15 protein-coding genes and 1 tRNA gene are annotated in these 20,489 nt (G+C 71.6%); 15 read left to right on the top strand and 1 reads right to left on the bottom strand.

Annotated features, from left to right (window positions below; all coding sequences use genetic code 11):
- Positions 1-450 precede the first annotated feature (450 nt).
- The 12 genes from MED01_RS21425 to MED01_RS21370 all read left to right on the top strand — a co-directional run bounded on the left by MED01_RS21425 (position 451) and on the right by MED01_RS21370 (position 15,972).
- A complete protein-coding gene (locus MED01_RS21425; RefSeq protein WP_238670342.1) occupies positions 451-1,617 on the top strand; it encodes an inositol-3-phosphate synthase in 1,167 nt (388 codons plus the stop codon).
- Complete coding sequence (locus MED01_RS21420) at positions 1,601-2,560, top strand: SCO3242 family prenyltransferase (protein ID WP_238670341.1); 960 nt, start codon at positions 1,601-1,603, stop codon at positions 2,558-2,560. Before MED01_RS21425 ends, MED01_RS21420 begins: the two co-directional genes overlap by 17 nt.
- Complete coding sequence (locus tag MED01_RS21415) at positions 2,557-3,534, top strand: sugar phosphate isomerase/epimerase family protein (RefSeq protein WP_238670340.1); 978 nt, start codon at positions 2,557-2,559, stop codon at positions 3,532-3,534. Before MED01_RS21420 ends, MED01_RS21415 begins: the two co-directional genes overlap by 4 nt.
- A 64-nt stretch (positions 3,535-3,598) precedes the next feature.
- Positions 3,599-4,207, top strand: a complete 609-nt coding sequence (locus tag MED01_RS21410; RefSeq protein ID WP_238670339.1) for an EboA domain-containing protein — start codon at positions 3,599-3,601, stop codon at positions 4,205-4,207.
- Positions 4,208-5,065, top strand: coding sequence for a TatD family hydrolase (locus MED01_RS21405; protein ID WP_238670338.1), 858 nt, complete (start codon positions 4,208-4,210; stop codon positions 5,063-5,065).
- Entirely contained in the window at positions 5,065-6,264 is a 1,200-nt protein-coding gene (gene eboE, locus MED01_RS21400; RefSeq protein ID WP_238670337.1) for a metabolite traffic protein EboE, read from the top strand. The genes MED01_RS21405 and eboE overlap by 1 nt, the downstream gene beginning before the upstream one ends.
- Complete coding sequence (locus MED01_RS21395; protein ID WP_238670336.1) at positions 6,261-7,676, top strand: alkaline phosphatase family protein; 1,416 nt, start codon at positions 6,261-6,263, stop codon at positions 7,674-7,676. Before eboE ends, MED01_RS21395 begins: the two co-directional genes overlap by 4 nt.
- Positions 7,673-8,740: a polyprenyl synthetase family protein gene (locus MED01_RS21390; RefSeq protein WP_238670335.1), complete on the top strand. Its 1,068-nt coding sequence runs from the start codon at positions 7,673-7,675 to the stop codon at positions 8,738-8,740. Before MED01_RS21395 ends, MED01_RS21390 begins: the two co-directional genes overlap by 4 nt.
- A gap of 216 nt (positions 8,741-8,956) precedes the next feature.
- Positions 8,957-11,812 (top strand): PQQ-dependent sugar dehydrogenase, encoded by a 2,856-nt coding sequence (locus MED01_RS21385; RefSeq protein WP_238670334.1) that lies wholly within the window; start codon positions 8,957-8,959, stop codon positions 11,810-11,812.
- A 75-nt stretch (positions 11,813-11,887) separates the two neighbouring features.
- Positions 11,888-13,996 (top strand): ThuA domain-containing protein, encoded by a 2,109-nt coding sequence (locus MED01_RS21380; protein WP_238670333.1) that lies wholly within the window; start codon positions 11,888-11,890, stop codon positions 13,994-13,996.
- 252 nt (positions 13,997-14,248) lie between these two features.
- The gene (locus MED01_RS21375) at positions 14,249-14,752 is read left to right on the top strand and encodes a sensor histidine kinase (protein WP_238670332.1); all 504 of its coding nucleotides are present in this window, start codon (positions 14,249-14,251) and stop codon (positions 14,750-14,752) included.
- A gap of 212 nt (positions 14,753-14,964) precedes the next feature.
- Entirely contained in the window at positions 14,965-15,972 is a 1,008-nt protein-coding gene (locus MED01_RS21370) for a sugar phosphate isomerase/epimerase family protein (RefSeq protein ID WP_030488695.1), read from the top strand.
- 64 nt (positions 15,973-16,036) lie between these two features.
- Here MED01_RS21370 and MED01_RS21365 read toward each other — a convergent pair whose 3' ends face one another.
- Positions 16,037-16,447 carry a hypothetical protein gene (locus MED01_RS21365; protein WP_238649121.1) on the bottom strand — a complete coding sequence of 137 codons (411 nt, stop codon included), beginning with the start codon at positions 16,445-16,447 and terminating at the stop codon, positions 16,037-16,039.
- 261 nt (positions 16,448-16,708) lie between these two features.
- Here MED01_RS21365 and MED01_RS21360 point away from each other — a divergent pair.
- The 3 genes from MED01_RS21360 (at position 16,709) to MED01_RS21350 (ending at position 20,392) form a co-directional block, all read left to right on the top strand.
- Positions 16,709-16,781 (top strand) — tRNA-Asn (locus tag MED01_RS21360).
- A gap of 265 nt (positions 16,782-17,046) precedes the next feature.
- Entirely contained in the window at positions 17,047-19,164 is a 2,118-nt protein-coding gene (locus MED01_RS21355) for an MMPL family transporter (protein WP_238670331.1), read from the top strand.
- Complete coding sequence (locus MED01_RS21350) at positions 19,154-20,392, top strand: FAD-dependent oxidoreductase (RefSeq protein ID WP_238670330.1); 1,239 nt, start codon at positions 19,154-19,156, stop codon at positions 20,390-20,392. The genes MED01_RS21355 and MED01_RS21350 overlap by 11 nt, the downstream gene beginning before the upstream one ends.
- Positions 20,393-20,489 lie beyond the last annotated feature (97 nt).

Genomic DNA, 20,489 nt, shown 5'->3' with positions numbered 1-20,489 from the left:
CCCCGGCCGCACCGGAGGACCGCCACCACCGGTGACCTCCGGAGGACCTGATGACACCGCCCGCCGCCGCCCCCACCCGTACCGCATCCGCTCGCCGGTTCCCGGCGGGTAGTGGTTCGGTCGGTGTTCCGGTGGGCGCGGCGGCCTGAGACGCCCGGCCGGGGCATGCCAATGCCCCGACCGGCCGGATGCGGGGGAGGCAGGGTCGAGACGCCGACCCGACCCTGCCTACCAGCCCCGTCTGCTCGCACCTGCCGGGATCCGGTCCGTCGTCGTCGCCGCCGACGCCGACGTCGGAAGCCGGTGCTGTTCCGGTGCGGGGCGAGCGGACGGGGCCCATCCACCCGGTCCGAAAACTTTACGAAACAAGGCCGTATCTTTCCGAAACATATTCTGATATTCCTATATTTAGCGGTACCGACGGTTCCTCGTGAATGGGGAAGGAGCACCATGCGAACAGGTGTCTGGCTGGTAGGAGCGCGCGGTTCCGTCGCGACCACCAGCATCGTCGGGGGGCTCGCGCTGCGGGCCGGCCTGGCCGGGCCCACCGGCTGCGTCACCGAGCTTCCCGAGCTGCGCGGCCCGGCCCTGCCGGCGTTCGCCGATCTGGTCTTCGGCGGACATGACCTGGCCACCACTCCGCTGTGCAAGCGCGCCGAGGCCCTCGCTGACGCCGGTGTCATCCCGTGGCGGCTGGTCGCGGCGCTCCGCGACGAGCTGGGCGTGGTCGAGCAGGAGCTGCGCCCGGCACCGGTCGGCGACACTCAGGCCGACCGGGCCGAGGCCGTGGTCCGCGACCTGGTCAGCTTCCGCGAGCGGCACGAGTTGGACCGCGTCGTGGTGGTCAACGTCTCCGCCACCGAGCCGGCCCCTCGACCGCACCCCGCGCACGCCGACCCGGCCGCGCTACGCGCCGCCCTCGACGGTCCGGACGAGGTGCTGCCGGTCAGCTCTCTCTACGCGTACGCCGCGGTGCTCGCCGGCTGCCCGTACGTCGACTTCACCCCGTCCACCGGGCTGCGGCTGCCGGCGCTGGCCGCGCTGGCCGAGGAGGCCCGACTGCCGTACGCCGGGCACGACGGCAAGACCGGGGAGACCCTGGTCAAGTCGGTGCTCGCGCCGATGTTCGCGATGCGCAACCTGGCAGTGGGCTCCTGGTCCGGGGTCAACCTGCTCGGCGGTGGCGACGGCGCCACCCTCGCCGACCCGGCCGCGAACGCGGCGAAGGTGCAGAGCAAGCAGCGGGTGCTCGGCGAGACGCTGGGCTACGTCCCGCAGGGCGGCACCCGCATCGAGTACGTCGAGGAACTGGGCGACTTCAAGACCGCCTGGGATCTGATCACCTTCAGCGGATTCCTCGGCACCGGCATGCGGATGGAGTTCACCTGGCACGGCTGCGACTCCGCGCTGGCCGCGCCGCTGGTGCTCGACCTGGCCCGACTCACCGCCGCCGCGCACGCCGCCGGGCAGGTGGGGCCGCTGGCCGACCTGGGCTTCTTCTTCAAGGACCCGCTGGGCACGCCGACCCACTCGCTGGGCGAGCAGTGGGCCCGGCTGACCACCTTCACCCGGCAACTGCACGACGGCGGGGACGGTGACCATGGCAACGTTGGCTGATCTCGCCGAGCTGGTCCGGGCGCCAGCCGCGCTCTCGGTGCCCGGTGACGTGATCGCCGGGGCCGCGGCGGCCGGCGCGTTGAGCCCGCGTACCCCGGCCCTGGCTGGCGCCTCGGTGCTGCTCTACTGGGCCGGCATGGCCGCCAACGACTGGGCCGACCGGCGTCTGGACGCCGAGGAACGGCCCGAGCGGCCGATCCCGAGCGGGCGGGTCAGCCCCGCCGCCGCCGTCGGTCTCGCGGCGGGCCTCACGGCCGCCGGGGTGGGCCTGGCCGCCGCCGTGGGCGGTCGCCGCGCCGCCGCGCTCGCCGTGCCGCTGGCCGCCACCATCTGGGGGTACGACCTGCTGGCCAAGAACACCGCCGCCGGCCCGGCCGTGATGGCCGCCTGCCGAGGGCTGGACGTGCTGCTCGGCGCGTCCGGCGGCCGGATGACCCGGGCGTTGCCGGCGGCTGCCACAGTCGCCGCGCACACCTGGACGGTCACCGCGCTGTCCCGCCGGGAGGTCACCGGCGCCGACGCCACCCTGCCGATGCGTACCCTCGCCGGCACCGCGCTGGTCGCCGCCAGTGCCGCCGTCGCCGTGCCGGGCGCCCGACGCGCAGCCTTCCGAACGACGAACCAGACCGGGGCCACCGACCGGGCCGAGACCGTCGACGGGACCGGCGTGCGCGCTGGTCGCAGCCGATCGGCCACGATCGCGGCGGCGCTGCCCGCAGTGCTGGCCGGCTGGTACGCCGCCCGGTACGGCGCGGCTCAGGCCGAGGTCGTCCGGGACCCGTCGGCCGGGCGGGTCCGCGCGGCCGTCGGCGCCGGGATCACCGGGTTGCCGGCCCTCCAGGGAGCCCTGACCGCACGGGGTGGAGCGGGTCTGCTCGGGGTGGCCGTCGCGGCGGCCGCGCCGCTGGGTCGACGGCTGGCCCGGAAGGTCTCACCGACATGAGCGTCCCCGAGCCCCGGCCCGGTGCGTCGGCAGTCGACGCCACCACGCTGCGCCTCGGGTACGGCACCAACGGCTTCGCCAACCACCGCCTCGACGACGCGCTCGCCGTCATCGCCGACCTCGGCTACGACGGTGTGGCGCTCACCCTGGACCACGACCACCTGGACCCGTTCGCGCCCGGGCTCACCCGCCGGGTCGCAGCGGTCGGTCGACGGTTGGAGTCGCTGGGTCTGGCGGTGGTCATCGAAACCGGTGCCCGCTACCTGCTCGACCCGTGGCAGAAGCACGCCCCGACGTTGCTGCACGACGACCCGACCCGGCGGATCGAGTTCCTGCGCCGGGCCGTGCGGATCGGTGCCGACCTGGGCGCGGAGGCGGTCTCGTTCTGGGCCGGTGTCCGACCCGAGGCGGTGTCACAGCAGTGCGCCTGGGACCGGTTGGTGGCCGGCTGCGCCACAGTGGTCGACGCGGCCGACAGCGCCGGGGTCACAGTCGGCTTCGAACCGGAGCCGGGCATGTTGGTGCAGGACATCGCGGACTGGCGTCGGTTGCACGCCGCTCTCGGCAACCCGGCCCGTTTCGGCATCACCCTCGACATCGGCCACTGCCGGTGCCTGGAGCCCTGGCCGGTGCCGCAGTGCGTCGCCGAGGTGGCCGACCACCTGGTCAACGTGCAGATCGACGACATGCGCCGAGGCGTGCACGAGCACCTGGAGTTCGGCGTCGGCGAGATCGACTTTCCGCCGGTGCTGGCCGCCCTGGCCGAGGCCGGCTACCGCGGCCTGGTCGCCGTCGAGTTGCCCCGCGACTCGCACGCCGCACCAGACGTGGCCGCCCGGTCCATCGAATTCCTGCGCGCCGCGGCGGCCACCTCGACAAGCGGTGACCGTCGGCGGCAAGAGGTGCCTGCCGGCGTCCTTTGCTCTGCTTCAACGGACGCAACAGATCCGGCCACCGACCGTCGCGTGGAGTGAAGCAGAGCAAAGGACGCGCTCGGGCACCTACGGAGCCGCACAGCAGCACGAGGGAGGAGACGGGATGACACCGGATTCACTACGGGCCGCGCTGGGAGGCGTACCCGATCCCGATTGGCTGGACACGGCGCTGCGCCGGGTCACCACCGAGCCCACCGCGATCACCCGGCTCTTTCCCGCCGTCGGCCGACGCTGCGGGCGGGCAGCGCTGCCCGACGCCCCCGGCTGGACCGCCGACGACGCGGCCCGGGTGCTGCTGCTCACCAGCCTTCCCGGCGAGCACACCGCGTACGCCGAGCGCCTCTACCAGCACGGTGACGCGGCCGAACGACGAGCCGTGCTGCGCGCCCTGCCGCTGCTGCCAATCGGCGCCGACGGGGTTCCGTTGCTGCACGACGCGATCCGGACCAACGACACCCGGCTGGTCGCCGCCGCGCTCGGCCCGTACGCCCGGCACCTCGACCAGGCCGCCTGGCGGCAGGCGGTGCTCAAGTGCGTGTTCAGCGGCGTCCCCCTGGCCAACGTGGCCGATCTGGACGCCCGGGCCGACAGCGAGCTGACCGCGATGCTGGCCGCGCTTGCCGCCGAACGGCACGCCGCCGGCCGGGAGTTGCCCGCCGACGCCAACGACCTGCTCCACCGGCTCACCGCCGCACTGCCCCGGGAGGCGTGAATGCGCATCTTCGACCCCCACATCCACATGACCTCACGCACCACCGACGACTACGAACGGATGGCCGCCGCCGGAGTGCGCGCGGTGGTGGAGCCGGCGTTCTGGCTGGGGCAGCCGCGCACCAGCGCCGCCTCGTTCACCGACTACTTCGACTCGTTGATCGGCTGGGAGCCGTTCCGGGCTGGGCAGTTCGGGGTGCGCCATTTCGCCACCATCGCCCTGAACCCCAAGGAAGCCAACGACCCGCGCTGCCGGCCGGTCCTCGACCTGCTGCCCCGCTACCTGGACAAGGACGCGGTGGTGGCGGTCGGCGAGATCGGGTACGACTCGATGACGCCCGAGGAGGACGAGGCGTTCGCTGCGCAGCTCGCCCTCGCTGTGGCGTACGACCTGCCGGCGCTGGTGCACACCCCGCACCGGGACAAGGCGCGCGGCTGCGAGCGGACCCTCGCCGTGGTCGCCGAGTCCGGCATCGACGCGGGTCGGGTGGTGGTCGACCACCTCAACGAGGTGACGGTGAAGCTGGTCCGCGACAGCGGCTGCTGGCTGGGTTTCTCCATCTACCCGGACACCAAGATGACGCCGCAGCGGATGGTCGAGTTGCTGCGGGAGTACGGCACGGAACGGATGCTGGTCAACTCGGCAGCCGACTGGGGTCGCTCCGACCCGCTGCTGACCCGGGCCACCGGCGAGGCGATGCTCGCGGCCGGCTTCAGCGACGACGACGTCGACCAGGTGCTGTGGCGAAACCCGGTGGAGTTCTACGGTCAGTCGGGGCGGCTCGACCTCAGCGACCTGGACGCAGCCGCTGCCGTGGACCCGCAGACCGGCAACTCGATCCTGCGCGGCGGCAGCTGATGCGGCTGCGACATTCCGGCGGCGAGACCGTCCACCTGAGCTACTGCACGAACGTGCACCCGGCCGAGGACCTGGCCGGCATCCTCGGTCAACTGGACACCTACGCGGTGCCGGTCCGCGAGACGCTCGGCAGCGACCTGCTCGGGCTCGGCCTGTGGCTGGCCGCTCCGGTCGCCGCCGAGCTGGCCGCCGACCCGACGCTACGCCGCCGGTTGCGCACCGAACTGGACGCGCGCGGCCTGGAGGTGGTCACCCTCAACGGCTTCCCGTACGCGGCCTTCCAGGCCCCGGTGGTCAAGCAGGACGTGTACCACCCGGACTGGACCACCGAGCAGCGCCTGACCTACACCCTCAACCTGGCCCGGGTGCTCGCCGACCTGCTGCCCGACGACGCCGCCCGAGGTTCGATCTCCACGCTGCCGCTGGCCTGGCGTCAACCGTGGGACACCGGCCGGGCCGACGCGGCCCGACGCCGACTGGACCAGCTCGCCGCCGGCCTGGCCGACGTGCAACAGGACACCGGCCGTGAGGTGCGCGTCGCCTTCGAGCCGGAGCCCGGCTGTGTGGTGGAGAGCACCGGTCAGGCGGCCGAGCTGCTGTCCGGGATGGACACCGAACGCCTGGGTGTCTGCGTCGACCTGGCCCACCTGGCCTGCGCCTGGGAGGAGCCGGCCGAGGCGCTGCACCGACTGCGGGCGGCCGGACTGCCGGTGGTGAAGGTGCAGGTCTCAGCCGCTGTCGAGGCCGCCGACCCGGAGGGCGGGGCCGAGGCGTTGCGCCGCTGGGTGGAGCCGCGCTTCCTGCACCAGACCCGGGGCGCCGGTTGCGCCGGCCTGGCCGACCCGGCCGACCCGACGTACGCGGCCGACGACCTGGACGAGGCGCTGGACCGGGCGCTGCCCGGGCCGTGGCGGGTGCACTACCACGTGCCGCTGCACGCCCCACCCGAGGAGCCGCTCGGCTCGACCCTGCCGGTGCTCCGCGCGGCCCTGAGAGCGCTCTTCGACGGCCCGACCGCCGGCTGCGACCACCTCGACGTCGAGACGTACACCTGGGGGGTGCTGCCGGCCGCCCGACGGCCCGGCACCGACGCGGAGCTGGCCGCCGGCATCGCCGCGGAGCTGGCCTTCGCCCGGGACGAACTGGTCGGCCTCGGCCTGACCGCAGAGCGAAACGTGAGTATGGGAGTGACGCGATGAGCCGGCGACTGGTGGTCCTCGACGTGGTGGGGTTGACCCCCCGGCTACTGGCGCACATGCCTCGACTGCGGGGGGTCGCCGACGGCGGCTTCCGGGCCGAGCTGGGCACCGTGCTGCCCGCCGTGACCTGCTCGGTGCAGTCCACCTTCCTCACCGGCGAGCAGCCCAGCGGGCACGGGATCGTCGGCAACGGTTGGTACTTCCGGGAGCTGGGCGAGGTGCTGCTGTGGCGGCAGCACAACGCGCTGGTCGGCGGGGACAAGCTCTGGCAGGCCGCCCGCCGGGCCGAACCCGGCTACACGGTGGCCAACGTCTGCTGGTGGTACGCAATGGGCGCCGACGTCAACTGGACGGTGACGCCACGCCCGGTCTACTACGCCGACGGGCGCAAGGAGCCGGACTGCTACACCGACCCGCCGGAGCTGCACGACGCGCTCACCGGGCGGCTGGGCACCTTCCCGCTCTTCACCTACTGGGGGCCGACGGCCGGGTTGCCCTCGTCGCGGTGGATCTGCCAGGCGGCCGAGCAGATCCTCGCCGACGTGTCACCCGACCTGACCCTGGTCTACGTCCCGCACCTGGACTACGACCTGCAACGCTTCGGTCCCTCGTCGGCCGAAGCCGCCGCGGCGGCAGCCGAGCTGGACGCGGTGCTCGGCCCGCTCCTGGACGCCGCCCGGGCCCGGGACGCCACAGTGGTGGTGCTGTCGGAGTACGGCATCACCGACGTGTCCCGGCCGGTGGACGTCAACCGGTTGCTGCGCGCCGAGGGCCTGTTGCGGGTGCACACCCAGGCGGGCATGGAGTACCTCGACCCGTGGACGTCCAAGGCGTTCGCTGTCGCCGACCACCAGATCGCGCACGTCTACGTCAAGGATCCGGCCGACGTCGCGGCGGTGGCGAAACTCTGCGCCAACCTGCCCGGGGTGGCCGAGGTGCTCGACGCCGAAGGCAAGGCCGCACACGGGCTGGACCATCCGCGCGCCGGTGAGCTGGTGCTGGTGGCCGAGCCGGACGCCTGGTTCACCTACTACTACTGGCTGGACGACGCCCAGGCGCCGGACTTCGCCAGGCTCGTGGAGATTCACCGGAAGCCGGGCTACGACCCGGCCGAGTTGTTCTTCGACCCGGCGAACCCCGGTGCCGCGAAGGCCCGCGCCGGGGTCGCCCTGGCCCGCAAGAAGCTCGGCATGCGGTACCTGATGAGCGCGGTCGGGCTCGATGCCGGGGCGCGGGCGGTGCGGGGCTCGCACGGGCGGCTGCCGGACGACCCGGCGGACGGCCCGGTGCTGCTCTGCTCCGACCCGACCGCTGCCCGGGACAAGATCGCGGCGACCGAGGTCAAGGCGCTGCTGCTGGAGCTGGCCGGGTTGAGCCCCGGCGGTGCCGGCGCGTCGGGGGAGGGCTCATGACGGTCACTGTCGCGCCCACCGACGCCAGCGAGCTGCGGGCGCGCTTCGACGCGGAGCTGGCCGGGTTTCTCAGCCGGCAGGGCCCGGACTGGCCGGACGGGGCGCCGCGGGGCGTTTTCACCGCGCTGCAACGGTTCGTGCTGGCCGGTGGCAAACGGTTGCGCCCGCTCTTCTGTTACTGGGGCTGGCGCGGCGCGGGGGCGGCCGACGGCACCCCGATCGTGGTGGCCGCGGCGGCCCTGGAGCTGTTCCACGCGTTCGCGCTGATCCACGACGACATCCTGGACGGCAGCGACCGCCGCCGGGGTGAGCCGTCGGTGCACCGGCTCTTCGCCGACCTGCACGCCCGCTCGTCGTGGCGCGGTGACCCCGAGGCGTACGGCCGCAACACGGCGCTGCTCTGCGGGGACCTCTGTGCGGCCTGGTCGGATCAGATGTTCCACGAGTGCGGGCTGAGCACCGAGCAGGTGCACCGGGGGTACGGCGTGTTCGCGCTGATGCGTACCGAGGTGATCGCGGGGGAGTACCTGGATCTGGTCTCCGGCGTGGGTGACGGCTCGGTGGCCAGCGCCCTCACCGTGATCCGGATGAAGGCTGCCCGGTACACGGTCACCCGGCCGTTGCAGATCGGTGCGGCCCTGGCCGGCGCGGAGCAGGAGCTGATCGCCGCGTTGGGCGAGTTCGGTGACCCGCTGGGTGACGCGTTCCAGCTCCGCGACGACGTCCTGGGCGTGTTCGGTGACCCGGCGGTGACCGGGAAGTCGGTCCTGGACGACCTGCGTGAGGGCAAGCCCACCGTGATGATGGCGCTGGCCCGTAGCGCCGCCGATCGGACGCAGACCATCCGGCTGCGGGAGCTGTTCGGCAACCCGGCCTTGGACGCCGAGGGCGCGGCGGAGCTGCGCGACATCATCGAGGCGACCGGTGCGCGGAAGCGGATCGAGCAGATGATCCGGGTCCGGACCGAGGCCGCGCTCTCCGCCCTGCAGAACGCCATGGTGGCCGATGAGGCCCGCGCGGCCCTGGTTGCGCTGGCCGGGCAGGCGATCGACCGACGCGCCTGACCGGCGACTTTCGATCAAATCGACAAAAGTTGATGCTGAACCGCCGGAAGGTATGGACACATCGACACGTGCGACTTAGTGTCGTGACCAACACGACAATGTTTCGTCGAGGTGAACCGGCGGCGCGGTAACCCATCGACCCCCTCACCGCTACGGCATCCGGCGCGACGGCGCGCGCCCGGCCTGGCATTCACACGTCAGGAAGGGACAGCACAGATGTCCATGAAGGACGCTCCCAGACAACGGTCCCGACGATGGTTCTCCGCCGGATCCGCGCTGCTGCTGGCGGTCGCCGCCGGCACGGTCACCTTCGCCGCCGGCTCGGCCCCCGCCCAGGCACACACGATCGTCGCCAGCGACTTCCAGCAGGTCGAGCTGGCTCGTGGCGTGACCGACATGGGTGAGCCGATGTCGCTGGCGGTGCTGCCGGACCGCTCGGTCCTGCACACCGCCCGCAACGGCACCCTGCGCCGCACCGACGCCAACGGCACCACCTCCGTGGTCGGCACCCTGTCGGTCTACTCGCACGACGAGGAGGGGTTGCAGGGCGTCGGCGTCGACCCGGGCTTCGCCAGCAACCGCTACATCTACCTCTACTACGCCCCGCCGCTCTCCACCCCCGGCGGCGACGCGCCGGCCACCGGCACCGACTTCTCGGCCTTCGACGGCGTCAACCGGCTCTCCCGGTTCACCCTCAACGCGGACTTCACGCTCAACCAGTCCAGCAAGGTCGACGTGCTCGACGTCCCGGCCAGCCGGGGCGTGTGCTGCCACGTCGGTGGGGACATCGACTTCGACGCCGCCGGCAACCTCTACCTGTCCACCGGCGACGACACCAACCCGTTCGAGTCGTCCGGCTACTCACCGCTGGACGAGCGGACCAACCGCAACCCCGCGTACGACGCGCAGCGCAGCGCCGGCAACACCAACGACCTGCGCGGCAAGATCCTGCGGATCAAGGTGAACGCCAACGGCACGTACTCCATCCCGTCGGGCAACCTGTTCGCCCCCGGCACGGCCAAGACCCGGCCGGAGATCTACGCGATGGGGTTCCGCAACCCGTTCCGGATCAGCGTGGACAAGGCCACCGGGGTGGTCTACGTCGGTGACTACGGGCCGGACGCCGGCTCCACCAGCTCCACCCGCGGGCCGTCCGGCCAGGTGGAGTTCAACAGGGTCGCGGCACCGGGCAACTACGGCTGGCCGTACTGCACCGGCACCAACACCAGCACCGAGACGTACAACGAGTTCGACTTCGCGACCAGCGCCAGCGGCGCGAAGTACAACTGCACCGGCGGGCCGACCAACAACTCGTTCCGCAACACCGGCCTGACCACCCTGCCGCCGGCCCAGCCGGCCTGGATCCGGTACGCCGGCGACGCCGGCACCCCGACCGAGTTCGGCGGCGGCTCCGAGTCGCCGATGGGCGGCCCGGTCTACCGGTACAACGCCTCGTCGACCTCCACCACCAAGTTCCCGCAGTCGTTCGACGGGCAGTTCTTCGCCACCGAGTTCGGCCGGGGCTGGATCAAGCCGATCCACGTCAACTCCGATGGCTCCCGGGGCGCCATCGACACCTTCCCCTGGGTCGGCAAGCAGGTGATGGACTCGGCGTTCGGCCCGGACGGCGCGTACTACGTGCTCGACTACGGCACCGGCTACTTCAACGGTGACGCCAACTCGGCGCTCTACCGCTTCGACTACGTCGGCGGCGGCAACCGGGCGCCCACCGCGAAGGCCAGCGCCAACCGCACCTCCGGCGCCGCCCCGCTCGCTGTGACCTTCTCCTCGGCCGGCTCGTCCGACCCCGAGGGCGGCACGTTGACCTACGCGTGGGCGTTCGGTGACGGGACCACCTCGACCGCCGCCAACCCGACGAAGACCTACAGCGCCAACGGCACCTACACCGCCACGCTGACCGTGCGGGACCCGCAGGGCGCCACCGGCAGCAGCAGCGTGCAGATCAGCGTCGGCAACACCGCGCCCACGGTCACGATCAACAACCCGGGCAACGGTCAGCTGTTCGGCTTCGGGGACACCGTGGCGTACAGCATCACGGTGACCGACCCGGAGGACGGCACCATCGACTGCACGAAGGTCAAGATGACCTACGTGCTCGGCCACGACCAGCACGGGCACCAGATCACCTCGAAGACCGGCTGCTCGGGCTCGATCACCATCCCGGTCGACGGTGAGCACGACGACGCGGCGAACATCTTCGCGATCTTCGACGCGGAGTACACCGACGCCGGTGGGCTGACCACGCACACCCAGCACACGCTGCCGCCCCGGCACCGCCAGGCCGAGTTCTACGGCACCTCGTCGGGGATCAACGTGTTCAGCAAGACCCCGGCCGAGGGCGGCAAGACCGTCGGCGACATCAACAACGGCGACTGGATCGCGTTCCAGCCGTACCGGCTGGGCAACGTGACCTCGTTCAACGCCCGGGTCTCCTCGGCGGGCGCCGGTGGCACCCTCCAGGTCCGGGCCGGTTCGGCCACCGGCACGGTGCTCGGCTCGGCCACGGTGCCGGTGACCGGCGGCTGGGAGACCTTCACCACGGTCACCGGGACGATCAGCAACCCGCCGACCGGCACGACCACGCTCTACCTGACCTTCGCCGGGTCGGGCACCGGCGCGCTCTACGACCTGGACGCCTTCACCTTCGTCACCGGGACGCCCCCGGCCGGTGGGGCCGGGGCGATCAAGGGCCTCGGCGGCAAGTGCCTGGATGTGCGCAACGCCGCCACCGCCGACGGCACGCAGATCCAGATCTACACCTGCAACGGCAGTGCCGCGCAGACCTGGGCGGTCACCCCCAACTCCACGATCAAGTCGTTGGGCAAGTGCCTGGACGTGTCGGGTGGTGCCACCGCCGACGGCACCAAGATCCAGCTCTGGACCTGCAACGGGACCGCCGCCCAGAACTGGGCGGCCCAAGCCGACGGCACGCTCCGCAACACGTCGTCGGGCAAGTGCCTCGACGTCTCCGGCAACAGCTCCGCTGACAGCACGGTGGTCCATCTCTGGACCTGCACCGCCGCCGCCAACCAAAAGTGGACCCTGCCCTGAGCTGGCGGGAGGGGCCCTTCGACAACGCCTAGTGTGATGCGAGGGGCCCCTCCTAACCGCAATTAGGAGAGCGATATGCGCAGACGCCTGCGACCCGTCCTCGGTGCGGCCATGGCCGCACTCGCCGTCATCGCCTGTACCACCCCGGCCACCCCGGCCAGCGCCGCCGACGCCCCGTACGACGTGCTGGTCTTCTCCAAGACCGCCGGTTTCCGGCACGACGCGATCCCGGTCGGCATCCAGACCATCCGCGACCTGGGCGCGGCGAACAACTTCACGGTCACCGCGACCGAGGACGCCGCCGCGTTCACCACGAGCAACCTCAACCAGTACGAGGCGGTCGTCTTCCTCAACACCACCGGCGACGTGCTCAACGCCAGCCAGCAGACCGCCTTCGAGTCGTACATCGGCTCCGGCCGCGGATACGTGGGTGTGCACGCCGCAGCCGACACCGAGTACGACTGGCCGTTCTACGGCAACCTCGTGGGGGCGTGGTTCGCCTCGCACCCCGCGATCCAGCAGGCCAACATGAAGGTGGAGGACCGGGGCCACGCGGCCACCGGGCACCTGCCGCAGACCTGGACCCGCACCGACGAGTGGTACAACTACCGCACCAACGCCCGGTCGAGCGCCCACGTGCTGGCCACCCTGGACGAGTCGTCGTACTCCGGCGGCGGGATGGGCGCCGACCACCCGCTGAGCTGGTGCAAGAGCTACAGCGGTGGCCGGTCCTTCTACACCGGCGCGGGGCACACCCAGGCGTCGTACGCGGAGTCCGGGTTCCGGAACCACCTGCTCGGCGGCATCCGGTACGCCTCCGGTCGGAGCAAGGCCGACTGCCGGCCCGAGACCGGCTACACCCCGCTGTTCAACGGCTCGACGGCCGGCTGGTCACAGGCCGGCCCGGGCAGCTTCACCAACACCGACGCCACCCTGACCTCGGTCGGCGGCATGGGGCTGTACTGGTACAACGCCAAGCAGTTCACCAACTACTCGCTGAAGCTGGACTGGAAGCTGGCCGGTGACGACAACTCCGGCATCTTCATCGGGTTCCCACCGTCGAGTGACCCGTGGTCGGCGGTGGACAACGGTTACGAGATCCAGATCGACGCCACCGACGCGGCCGACCGCACCACCGGCGCGGTCTACACCTACAAGTCCGCCGACATCGCCGCCCGCGACGCGGCGCTGAACGCGCCGGGGGAGTGGAACACGTACGAGCTGCTGGTCGAGGGCGAGCGGCTACAGATCTTCCTCAACGGGGTGAAGATCAACGACTTCACCAACACCAACCCGGTCCGTTCGTTGGCCGGTCACATCGGCATCCAGAACCACGGCACCGGTGACGACGCCTCCTTCCGCAACATCCGGATCAAGGAGTTGGGCACCACGCCGCCGCCCACCGGCACGATCCAGGCCGAGGCGTTCAGCTCGGCCAACGGTGTCTCCGCGTTCACCAAGGCGGGCGCCAACGGTGGGCAGACCGTCGGCTACATCGACCCGGGCGACTGGGCCGCGTACAACGGGGTCAACCTGGCCGGGGTCACCTCGTTCACGGCCCGGGTCGTCTCCGGTGGCGCGGGTGGCGCCATCCAGGTGCGCACCGGTTCGGCCACCGGCCCGGTGCTCGGCACCGTCGCGGTGCCCAACACCGGCAGTTGGACGACCTTCGCCAACGTCTCCACGGCGCTGTCAAACGTCCCGTCCAGCACCCAGAACCTCTACCTCACCTTCACCGGTAGCGGCACTGGGCTCTTCGACCTGGACGACTTCACCCTGGTCAAGGGCACCGGCGGGGGCACCGGTGTCGGCCCGATCAAGGGTCTCGCCGGCAAGTGCCTGGACGTGCGCAACGCCGGCACCGCCGACGGCACCCAGATCCAGCTCTACACCTGCAACGGCAGCACGGCGCAGACCTGGACCGTGACGCCGAACTCGACGATCAAGGCGCTCGGCAAGTGCCTGGACGTCAACGGCAGCGGCACCGCCGACGGCACCAAGATCCAGCTCTGGACCTGCAACGGCAGTGGCGCACAGAACTGGGCCGCCGCGTCCGACGGCACCCTGCGCAACCCGTCGTCGGGCAAGTGCCTGGACGTCTCCGGCAACAACTCCGCCGACAGCACCGTCGTGCACCTCTGGACCTGCCTCAACGCGGCCAACCAGAAGTGGACCCTGCCCTGACCGACTAGTGCTGGAGGGGTCGACGCTCACGTCGTCGGCCCCTCCCGGCACCCGGCCCGAGTGCCGACGAAGCCCGGCCGGCGTGCCCCGGCGGCCGTCGCGACGACGCGGGTCAGCAAGCGGTGTCCCTCACGAGCGTGATGCCTCTGAGTCATCTTGATGATTCAGAGGCATCACGCTCGCACTGATTCGTCCGCCGACCCGCGGACACCCGCGGACCGACTCACAGCCGGCTGCCGTACCTTGACCTGCATGGGGCGGTTCGCGCAGTGGCGCGGGATGGTTTTGGCGCACGGGCACCGGCTGGGTGACGCGCTGCGCCGGGCCGACGAGCCCGACGACCCGTCCCAGCCGGCGCCCAGCCTGAACCGTCTCGACGCGCTGGTGGAGGGCTTCACCGCCGGTCAACCGGTGCGGTGGAAGATGGCCGGGCAACCCCGGCCGCTGCCCGGCCCGGTCGACGTGGTGGCGTACCGGATCATCGAGGAAGCGCTGACCAACGCGTGCCGGCACGCGCCGGGCGCGCCGGTCGGGGTCCGCCTGCGCTACGACGCCGCGGGCATCACCATCGAGGTTCGCGACGAGGGCGCCGGTCCCGCTCCGTCCGGCGGCGGCACCCAGGGCGCCGGTCGGGGTCTGGTTGGGGTACGCAGGCGCGCCGAGCGGCTCGGCGGCACGTTCTCGGCCGGCCCGCGCGCCGGCGGCGGCTTCACCGTACGGGCTGTCCTGCCCGCGCCCGAGGAAATGATCGGATGATCGGCCGACCGCGGGGCTTCCCCGATGGGGCACTGCGGAAATAGGGTGGGGGTCGGCGACCGTGCTGGTGGCCGGTGACCCGGTGGGAGGCGCAACCCGCCGGGCTCAGGTGTGTTCCGCACCCACCGGTGACCGTTCGGGTGCCGCGCACGTCCGGTCACCCTCGCCCCGGTCCGCACAAGGAATCCCCATCACAACAGGGGAGAAGGACAATGGCGCGACCCATCACGCTCTTCACCGGCCAGTGGGCCGATCTTCCGTTCGAGGAGGTCTGCCGGCTCGCCTCCGAGTGGGGCTACGACGGTCTGGAGATCGCCTGCTGGGGCGACCACTTCGAGGTCGACAAGGCGCTCGCCGACGACTCGTACGTCGAGCGCAAGCGGGAGACCCTCGCGAAGCACAACCTTGAGGTCTTCACGATCTCCAACCACCTGGTTGGTCAGGCGGTCTGCGACCACCCGATCGACGAGCGGCACCAGGACATCCTGCCCGGCCGCATCTGGGGCGACGGGGAGCCCGAGGGGGTTCGTCAGCGGGCCGCCGAGGAGATCAAGGACACCGCGCGGGCAGCGGCGAAGCTCGGGGTGAAGACGGTCGTCGGCTTCACCGGTTCGTCGATCTGGCACACCCTCGCGATGTTCCCTCCGGTGCCGCCGTCGATGATCGAGCGCGGCTACCAGGACTTCGCCGACCGGTGGAACCCCATCCTCGACGTGTTCGACGAGGTGGGAGTGCGTTTCGCGCACGAGGTGCACCCCAGTGAGATCGCGTACGACTACTGGACGACGAAGCGGACGCTGGAGGCGATCGGCAACCGGCCCGCGTTCGGGCTGAACTGGGACCCGTCGCACTTCGTGTGGCAGGAGCTGGACCCGGTGAACTTCATCTTCGACTTCGCCGACCGGATCTACCACGTGGACTGCAAGGACGCGAAGGTGCGTACCGGCGATGGCCGGCGTGGCCGGCTCGCCTCGCACCTTCCCTGGGCCGACCTGCGGCGCGGTTGGGACTTCGTCTCCACCGGCCACGGCGACGTGCCCTGGGAGGACTGCTTCCGCGCGTTGAACGCGATCGGCTACACCGGCCCGATCTCGGTCGAGTGGGAAGACGCCGGAATGGACCGGCTGGTCGGCGCCCCGGAGGCGTTGCAGTTCGTCCGCCGGCTCGCCTTCGACGCCCCGAGCGCCGCCTTCGACGCGGCGTTCAGCAGCAAGGACTGACCGCACGTCGGACAGACCACGGGCCGGTCGCCCTGCGGCGACCGGCCCGTCGACGTGCGGTTGGTCAGAGCGTGCTGGCGTTCGTGCCCGAGCCGGACGGCTTGGTGCGGGGGTTCGTGGACGACGGCGACCCGGAGGTCGTGCCGACCGTGCTGGTGCCCGCCTTGGCGCCCACCGTGGCGGGCGTGCCGGCGAACGCGTCGTCGGCGGCGGTCAGCTCCTGCTTGCCGGTGCTGCCGTTGCCGTTGCCGTTGCCCAGCTTCTCGCCCAGTTTGGTCTGGCCGAGCTTGTCCTTACCCTCGCTGTAGAGCTTGTTGGCCTGGGCCTGCGCGACCCCGGCCGCCTCCTGGACGGTCGGGTGGTCGAGCACCTTGCGGCCCCGGACCACTAGCTCTTCGTACTTCTCCCGGCCGGCACGGGCGCCCAGGACGAATCCCGCAGCCAGCCCGCCAAGAAACATGATCTTTCCGCGCATGGCGGCTCCTTCCGTACCTGACGCGCCGTCACCCCGGCGAGTTGCCCCGTCGGAAGGCGACCTGTTCGCGCCTGCGTCCTCTGTCCGCAGCTAACTACCCATCCTGCTCTCCGCTCAAGCATGGTTGTGCCGGGATGGCGATTTACCCCGATTGTCAATGCGACGGCGGGGAGGGAACCCACTGGACCATCACCGGGGAATGTCCTGTACTCTTGTCCCGTCGCACGGCGTCGGGGAGATCCGAGGTCGCGCGGAGCACGATCCCCTGTAGCTCAATTGGCAGAGCAGCCGGCTGTTAACCGGCAGGTTATTGGTTCGAGTCCAATCGGGGGAGCTTCCCCACGAACGCCCGTCGGCCTGAAGCCGGCGGGCGTTCGTCATACCCACCCCACCCCCACCCCAACTCCCGGGTCGATCATGGAGTTGTGGTGCCGGTTGCGTGCTGTTCTGCGCCCTTCATCCCCCACCACAACTCCATGATCGACCCGGGCGGGATGCCGGATTCGCACTGTCTCGGGGGGTTTCGGCGGCAGGATGGGCGATGTTGAGTCGCGTTCAGAGTGCGTCGACTGACGCGTCGATCCTTGGAGTGAGTGCGGATGTCCGGACGAGGCGGCAAGGCCACGCTGATCGCGGTGGCGGTCGTGCTGGCCTGGCTGGTGATCGGCGGCGTCTCCGGCCCGTACGCGGGGCGCCTCAGCGAGGTCGCCACCAACGACAATGCTGCCTTCCTGCCCACCGACGCCGAGGCGACCCGCGCCCAGGATCTCGCCGGCGACTTCGTCGACCGGCAGACCATCCCGGCTCTGGTCGTCTACGAACGGCCCTCCGGGATCACCGACGCGGACCGGCAACGGGCGAGCGCCGACGCCGCCCGGTTCGCCCAGATCCCCGGCGTGGTCACCCCACTGCCCCCGCCCATCCCGAGCGACGACGGCCAGGCACTCCAGGTCGTCGTACCCGTCGACGACGCCGAGGGCGAGGAGATCGGCACCGTCGTCGAGCAACTGCGCGACATCACCGGCGGTGACCGGGACGGCCTCACAGTGGACGTCTCCGGCCCGGCCGGCCTGCTCGCCGACCTGATCGAGGTCTTCTCCGCCATCGACGGACCACTGCTGCTGGTCACCCTGGGAGTGGTGCTGGTCATCCTGCTGATCGTCTACCGCAGCCCGGTCCTCTGGATCTTCCCGCTGCTCGCCGCCGGGATGTCGTACGCCCTCGCCTCGGTCTTCGTCTATCTGCTCGCCGACGCGGACGTGGTCAAACTCAACGGGCAGGCCCAGGGCATCCTCACAGTGCTGGTCTTCGGCGCCGGCACCGACTACGCACTGCTGCTGATCGCGCGCTACCGGGAGGAGCTGCACCGGCACGACCGCCCGTGGGACGCCATGAAGACCGCCTGGAAGGGCGCCGCGCCAGCGATCATCGCCTCCGGCGGCACCGTCATCGTCAGCCTGCTCTGTCTGCTGCTGTCCAGCCTCAACTCCAACCGGGCGCTCGGCCCGGTCGCCGCCATCGGCATCGCCGCCACCCTGCTGGTGATGCTCACCTTCCTACCCGCGCTGCTGGTGCTCGGCGGGCGGTGGGCGTTCTGGCCCCGACGGCCCCGAGCCGACCAGGCCGACCCGCGAGCCGAACACGGCATCTGGAGCCGGGTCGCCGGCTTCGTGGCCCGGCACGCCCGCCCGATCTGGCTGACCACCGCCGTCGTGCTGGCCCTACTGACCCTCGGCCTCACCCAGCTCGGCGCCACCACGCTCGGCCAGTCCGACCTGTTCACCCAGCGCACCGACTCGGTCGACGGTCAGGAGGTGATCTCCCGGCACTACCCGGCCGGCACCGGCAGCCCGGCCACCATCTTCACCACCGAGCAGACCGCCCGACAGGTCGCCCAGGTGGCGACCGACGTGCCCGGCGTCGCCGACGTCCGCCCCCTCACCACCGGCCCGCAGACCGGCCCACCCGAGGAGAACGCCGCCCCGAAGGTCGTCGACGGGCGGGTGCAACTGGAGGCGACCCTGGCCGACCCACCCGACAGCGACGGCGCCGAACGAACCATCCGGGAGCTGCGGGTGGCCGTACACCAGGTGCCCGGCGCGGACGCTGTGGTCGGCGGCTTCACCGCTATCAACGTGGACACCTCGGACGCCGCGAAGCGCGACCAGAACGTCATCATCCCGGTGGTGCTGGTGGTCATCGCGGTCATCCTGGCCCTGCTGCTGCGCGCGCTGCTCGCCCCGCTGCTGCTGATCGCCACAGTGCTGCTCAGCTTCGCGGCGACCCTCGGCCTCTGCGCGCTGCTGTTCCGCCACGTCTTCGACTTCCCCGGCGTGGACTCGTCGTTCCCGCTGTTCGCGTTCGTCTTCCTTGTCGCGCTCGGCATCGACTACAACATCTTCCTGATGAGTCGCGTCCGCGAGGAGTCGGTGAAGCGCGGCACCCGCGCCGGTGTACTCGCCGGCCTCGCCGTCACCGGCGGGGTGATCACCTCCGCCGGCATCGTGCTCGCCGCGACGTTCTCCGCCCTCGCCGTCCTGCCACTGGTGATCCTCGTCGAGCTGGGTACGGCGGTCGCGATCGGGGTACTGATCGACACCATCATCGTCCGGTCGCTGCTGGTGCCCGCACTCGCGTACGACATCGGGCCGAAGATCTGGTGGCCGGGCCGGTTGTCCCGGGCGAACGGTGAGCGGGAGGCGCGCGGTGCTGGCTGAAACCGATGTGGTCATCGTCGGCGGCGGCCTGGCCGGCCTCGCCGCCGCCCGCCGGCTGCACCGCGCCGGCGTGCCCTGGCGGCTGGTGGAGGCCGAGGGTCGGCTCGGCGGCCGGGTCGCCACCGACGTGGTCGACGGTCACCTCATCGACCGGGGCTTCCAGGTGCTCAACACCGCCTACCCCCGGCTCGGCACGCTGCTCGACACCGACCAGCTCAACCTCGGCTACTTCACCTCCGGCGTGCTGGTCCGCAAGGGTGACAAGCTGCTGCGGCTGGTCAACCCGCTGCGCGAACCGACCGGTGGGCCCGGCACCGCGCTCGCCGACGTTGGCTCCCTGCTCGACCGGCTGCGCTTCGCCGCGCTCGCCACCGGCTGCGCCACCCTCCCCGCGACCCGGCTCCTCGCCGCGCCGGAGACCAGCACCGAGACAGCGCTGCGCCGCGCCGGCCTCTCCGACGCCATCATCGAGGAACTGCTGCGACCGTTCCTGTCCGGTGTGTTCATCGACCGGGAACTCTCCACCTCCAGTCACGTGCTGGCGATGGTGCTGCGCTCCTTCGCCCGCGGCCGGATCGGCCTGCCCGCCGAAGGAATGGCCGCGCTGCCCCGGGCCATCGCCGCGCCACTGCCCGCCGACCTGCTCGACCTGGACACCCCGGTCGCGGAGGTCACCCCGGGCCGGGTCCGCACCCAGGCCGGCGACATCAGCTGCCGGGCCGTCGTGGTCGCCGTCGACCCGCCGGCCGCAGCCGCGCTGCTGCCGGCCCTGGCGACGGTACGCATGCACAGCTACACCACCTACTACCACAGCGCGCCCGAGCCGCCCCTCACCGAGCCGATCCTGCTCGTCGACGGCGACCGACGCGAACTCGTCGCCAACACCGTGGTGCTCAGCAACGCCGCCGCGACGTACGCGCCCGCCGGACGGCACCTGATCGCCACCTCGGTGGTCGGCCCGACCGCCCCACCCGAGCCGACCATCCGGGCCGAGTTGACCCGGCTGTACGGCCGCTCCACCGCAGGCTGGACCCACCTCACCACAGTGGCAATCCCCGAGGCGCTACCCGCCGCGCCGCCCCCGCAGGGACGGCTGCGCAAGCCGGTGGCGCTGGGCGAGGGCCTGTTCGTCGCCGGTGACCACCGGGACAGCCCATCGATCCAGGGCGCCCTCACCAGCGGCTGGCGCGCAGCCGGCGCGGTGCTGGACGAGCTGCGCGCCGGCTGACAGGCCTACCCGAGCGCGCTGTTATATTCCTGTAGCCCATCGTGCTGGCGCAGGCGTGGGCACCGGCCGGCTCGATGCTGGCCGCTGACCGCCGAGC

Source organism: Micromonospora alfalfae (genome assembly GCF_022230925.1).
GTDB classification, from domain to species: domain Bacteria; phylum Actinomycetota; class Actinomycetes; order Mycobacteriales; family Micromonosporaceae; genus Micromonospora; species Micromonospora alfalfae.
The sequence above is the reverse complement of the archived record's forward strand: the minus strand, read 5'-3'. Positions and strand labels throughout refer to the sequence as shown.

Coding starts and splice junctions, on each gene's coding strand:
- MED01_RS21370 (WP_030488695.1), top strand. CDS start 14,965: ATGGCGCGACCCATCACGCTCTTCACCGGCCAGTGGGCCGATCTTCCG.
- MED01_RS21420 (WP_238670341.1), top strand. CDS start 1,601: ATGGCAACGTTGGCTGATCTCGCCGAGCTGGTCCGGGCGCCAGCCGCG.
- MED01_RS21375 (WP_238670332.1), top strand. CDS start 14,249: ATGGGGCGGTTCGCGCAGTGGCGCGGGATGGTTTTGGCGCACGGGCAC.
- eboE (WP_238670337.1), top strand. CDS start 5,065: ATGCGGCTGCGACATTCCGGCGGCGAGACCGTCCACCTGAGCTACTGC.
- MED01_RS21410 (WP_238670339.1), top strand. CDS start 3,599: ATGACACCGGATTCACTACGGGCCGCGCTGGGAGGCGTACCCGATCCC.
- MED01_RS21425 (WP_238670342.1), top strand. CDS start 451: ATGCGAACAGGTGTCTGGCTGGTAGGAGCGCGCGGTTCCGTCGCGACC.
- MED01_RS21355 (WP_238670331.1), top strand. CDS start 17,047: ATGTCCGGACGAGGCGGCAAGGCCACGCTGATCGCGGTGGCGGTCGTG.
- MED01_RS21390 (WP_238670335.1), top strand. CDS start 7,673: ATGACGGTCACTGTCGCGCCCACCGACGCCAGCGAGCTGCGGGCGCGC.
- MED01_RS21395 (WP_238670336.1), top strand. CDS start 6,261: ATGAGCCGGCGACTGGTGGTCCTCGACGTGGTGGGGTTGACCCCCCGG.
- MED01_RS21415 (WP_238670340.1), top strand. CDS start 2,557: ATGAGCGTCCCCGAGCCCCGGCCCGGTGCGTCGGCAGTCGACGCCACC.
- MED01_RS21380 (WP_238670333.1), top strand. CDS start 11,888: ATGCGCAGACGCCTGCGACCCGTCCTCGGTGCGGCCATGGCCGCACTC.
- MED01_RS21385 (WP_238670334.1), top strand. CDS start 8,957: ATGTCCATGAAGGACGCTCCCAGACAACGGTCCCGACGATGGTTCTCC.
- MED01_RS21365 (WP_238649121.1), bottom strand. CDS start 16,447: ATGCGCGGAAAGATCATGTTTCTTGGCGGGCTGGCTGCGGGATTCGTC.
- MED01_RS21405 (WP_238670338.1), top strand. CDS start 4,208: ATGCGCATCTTCGACCCCCACATCCACATGACCTCACGCACCACCGAC.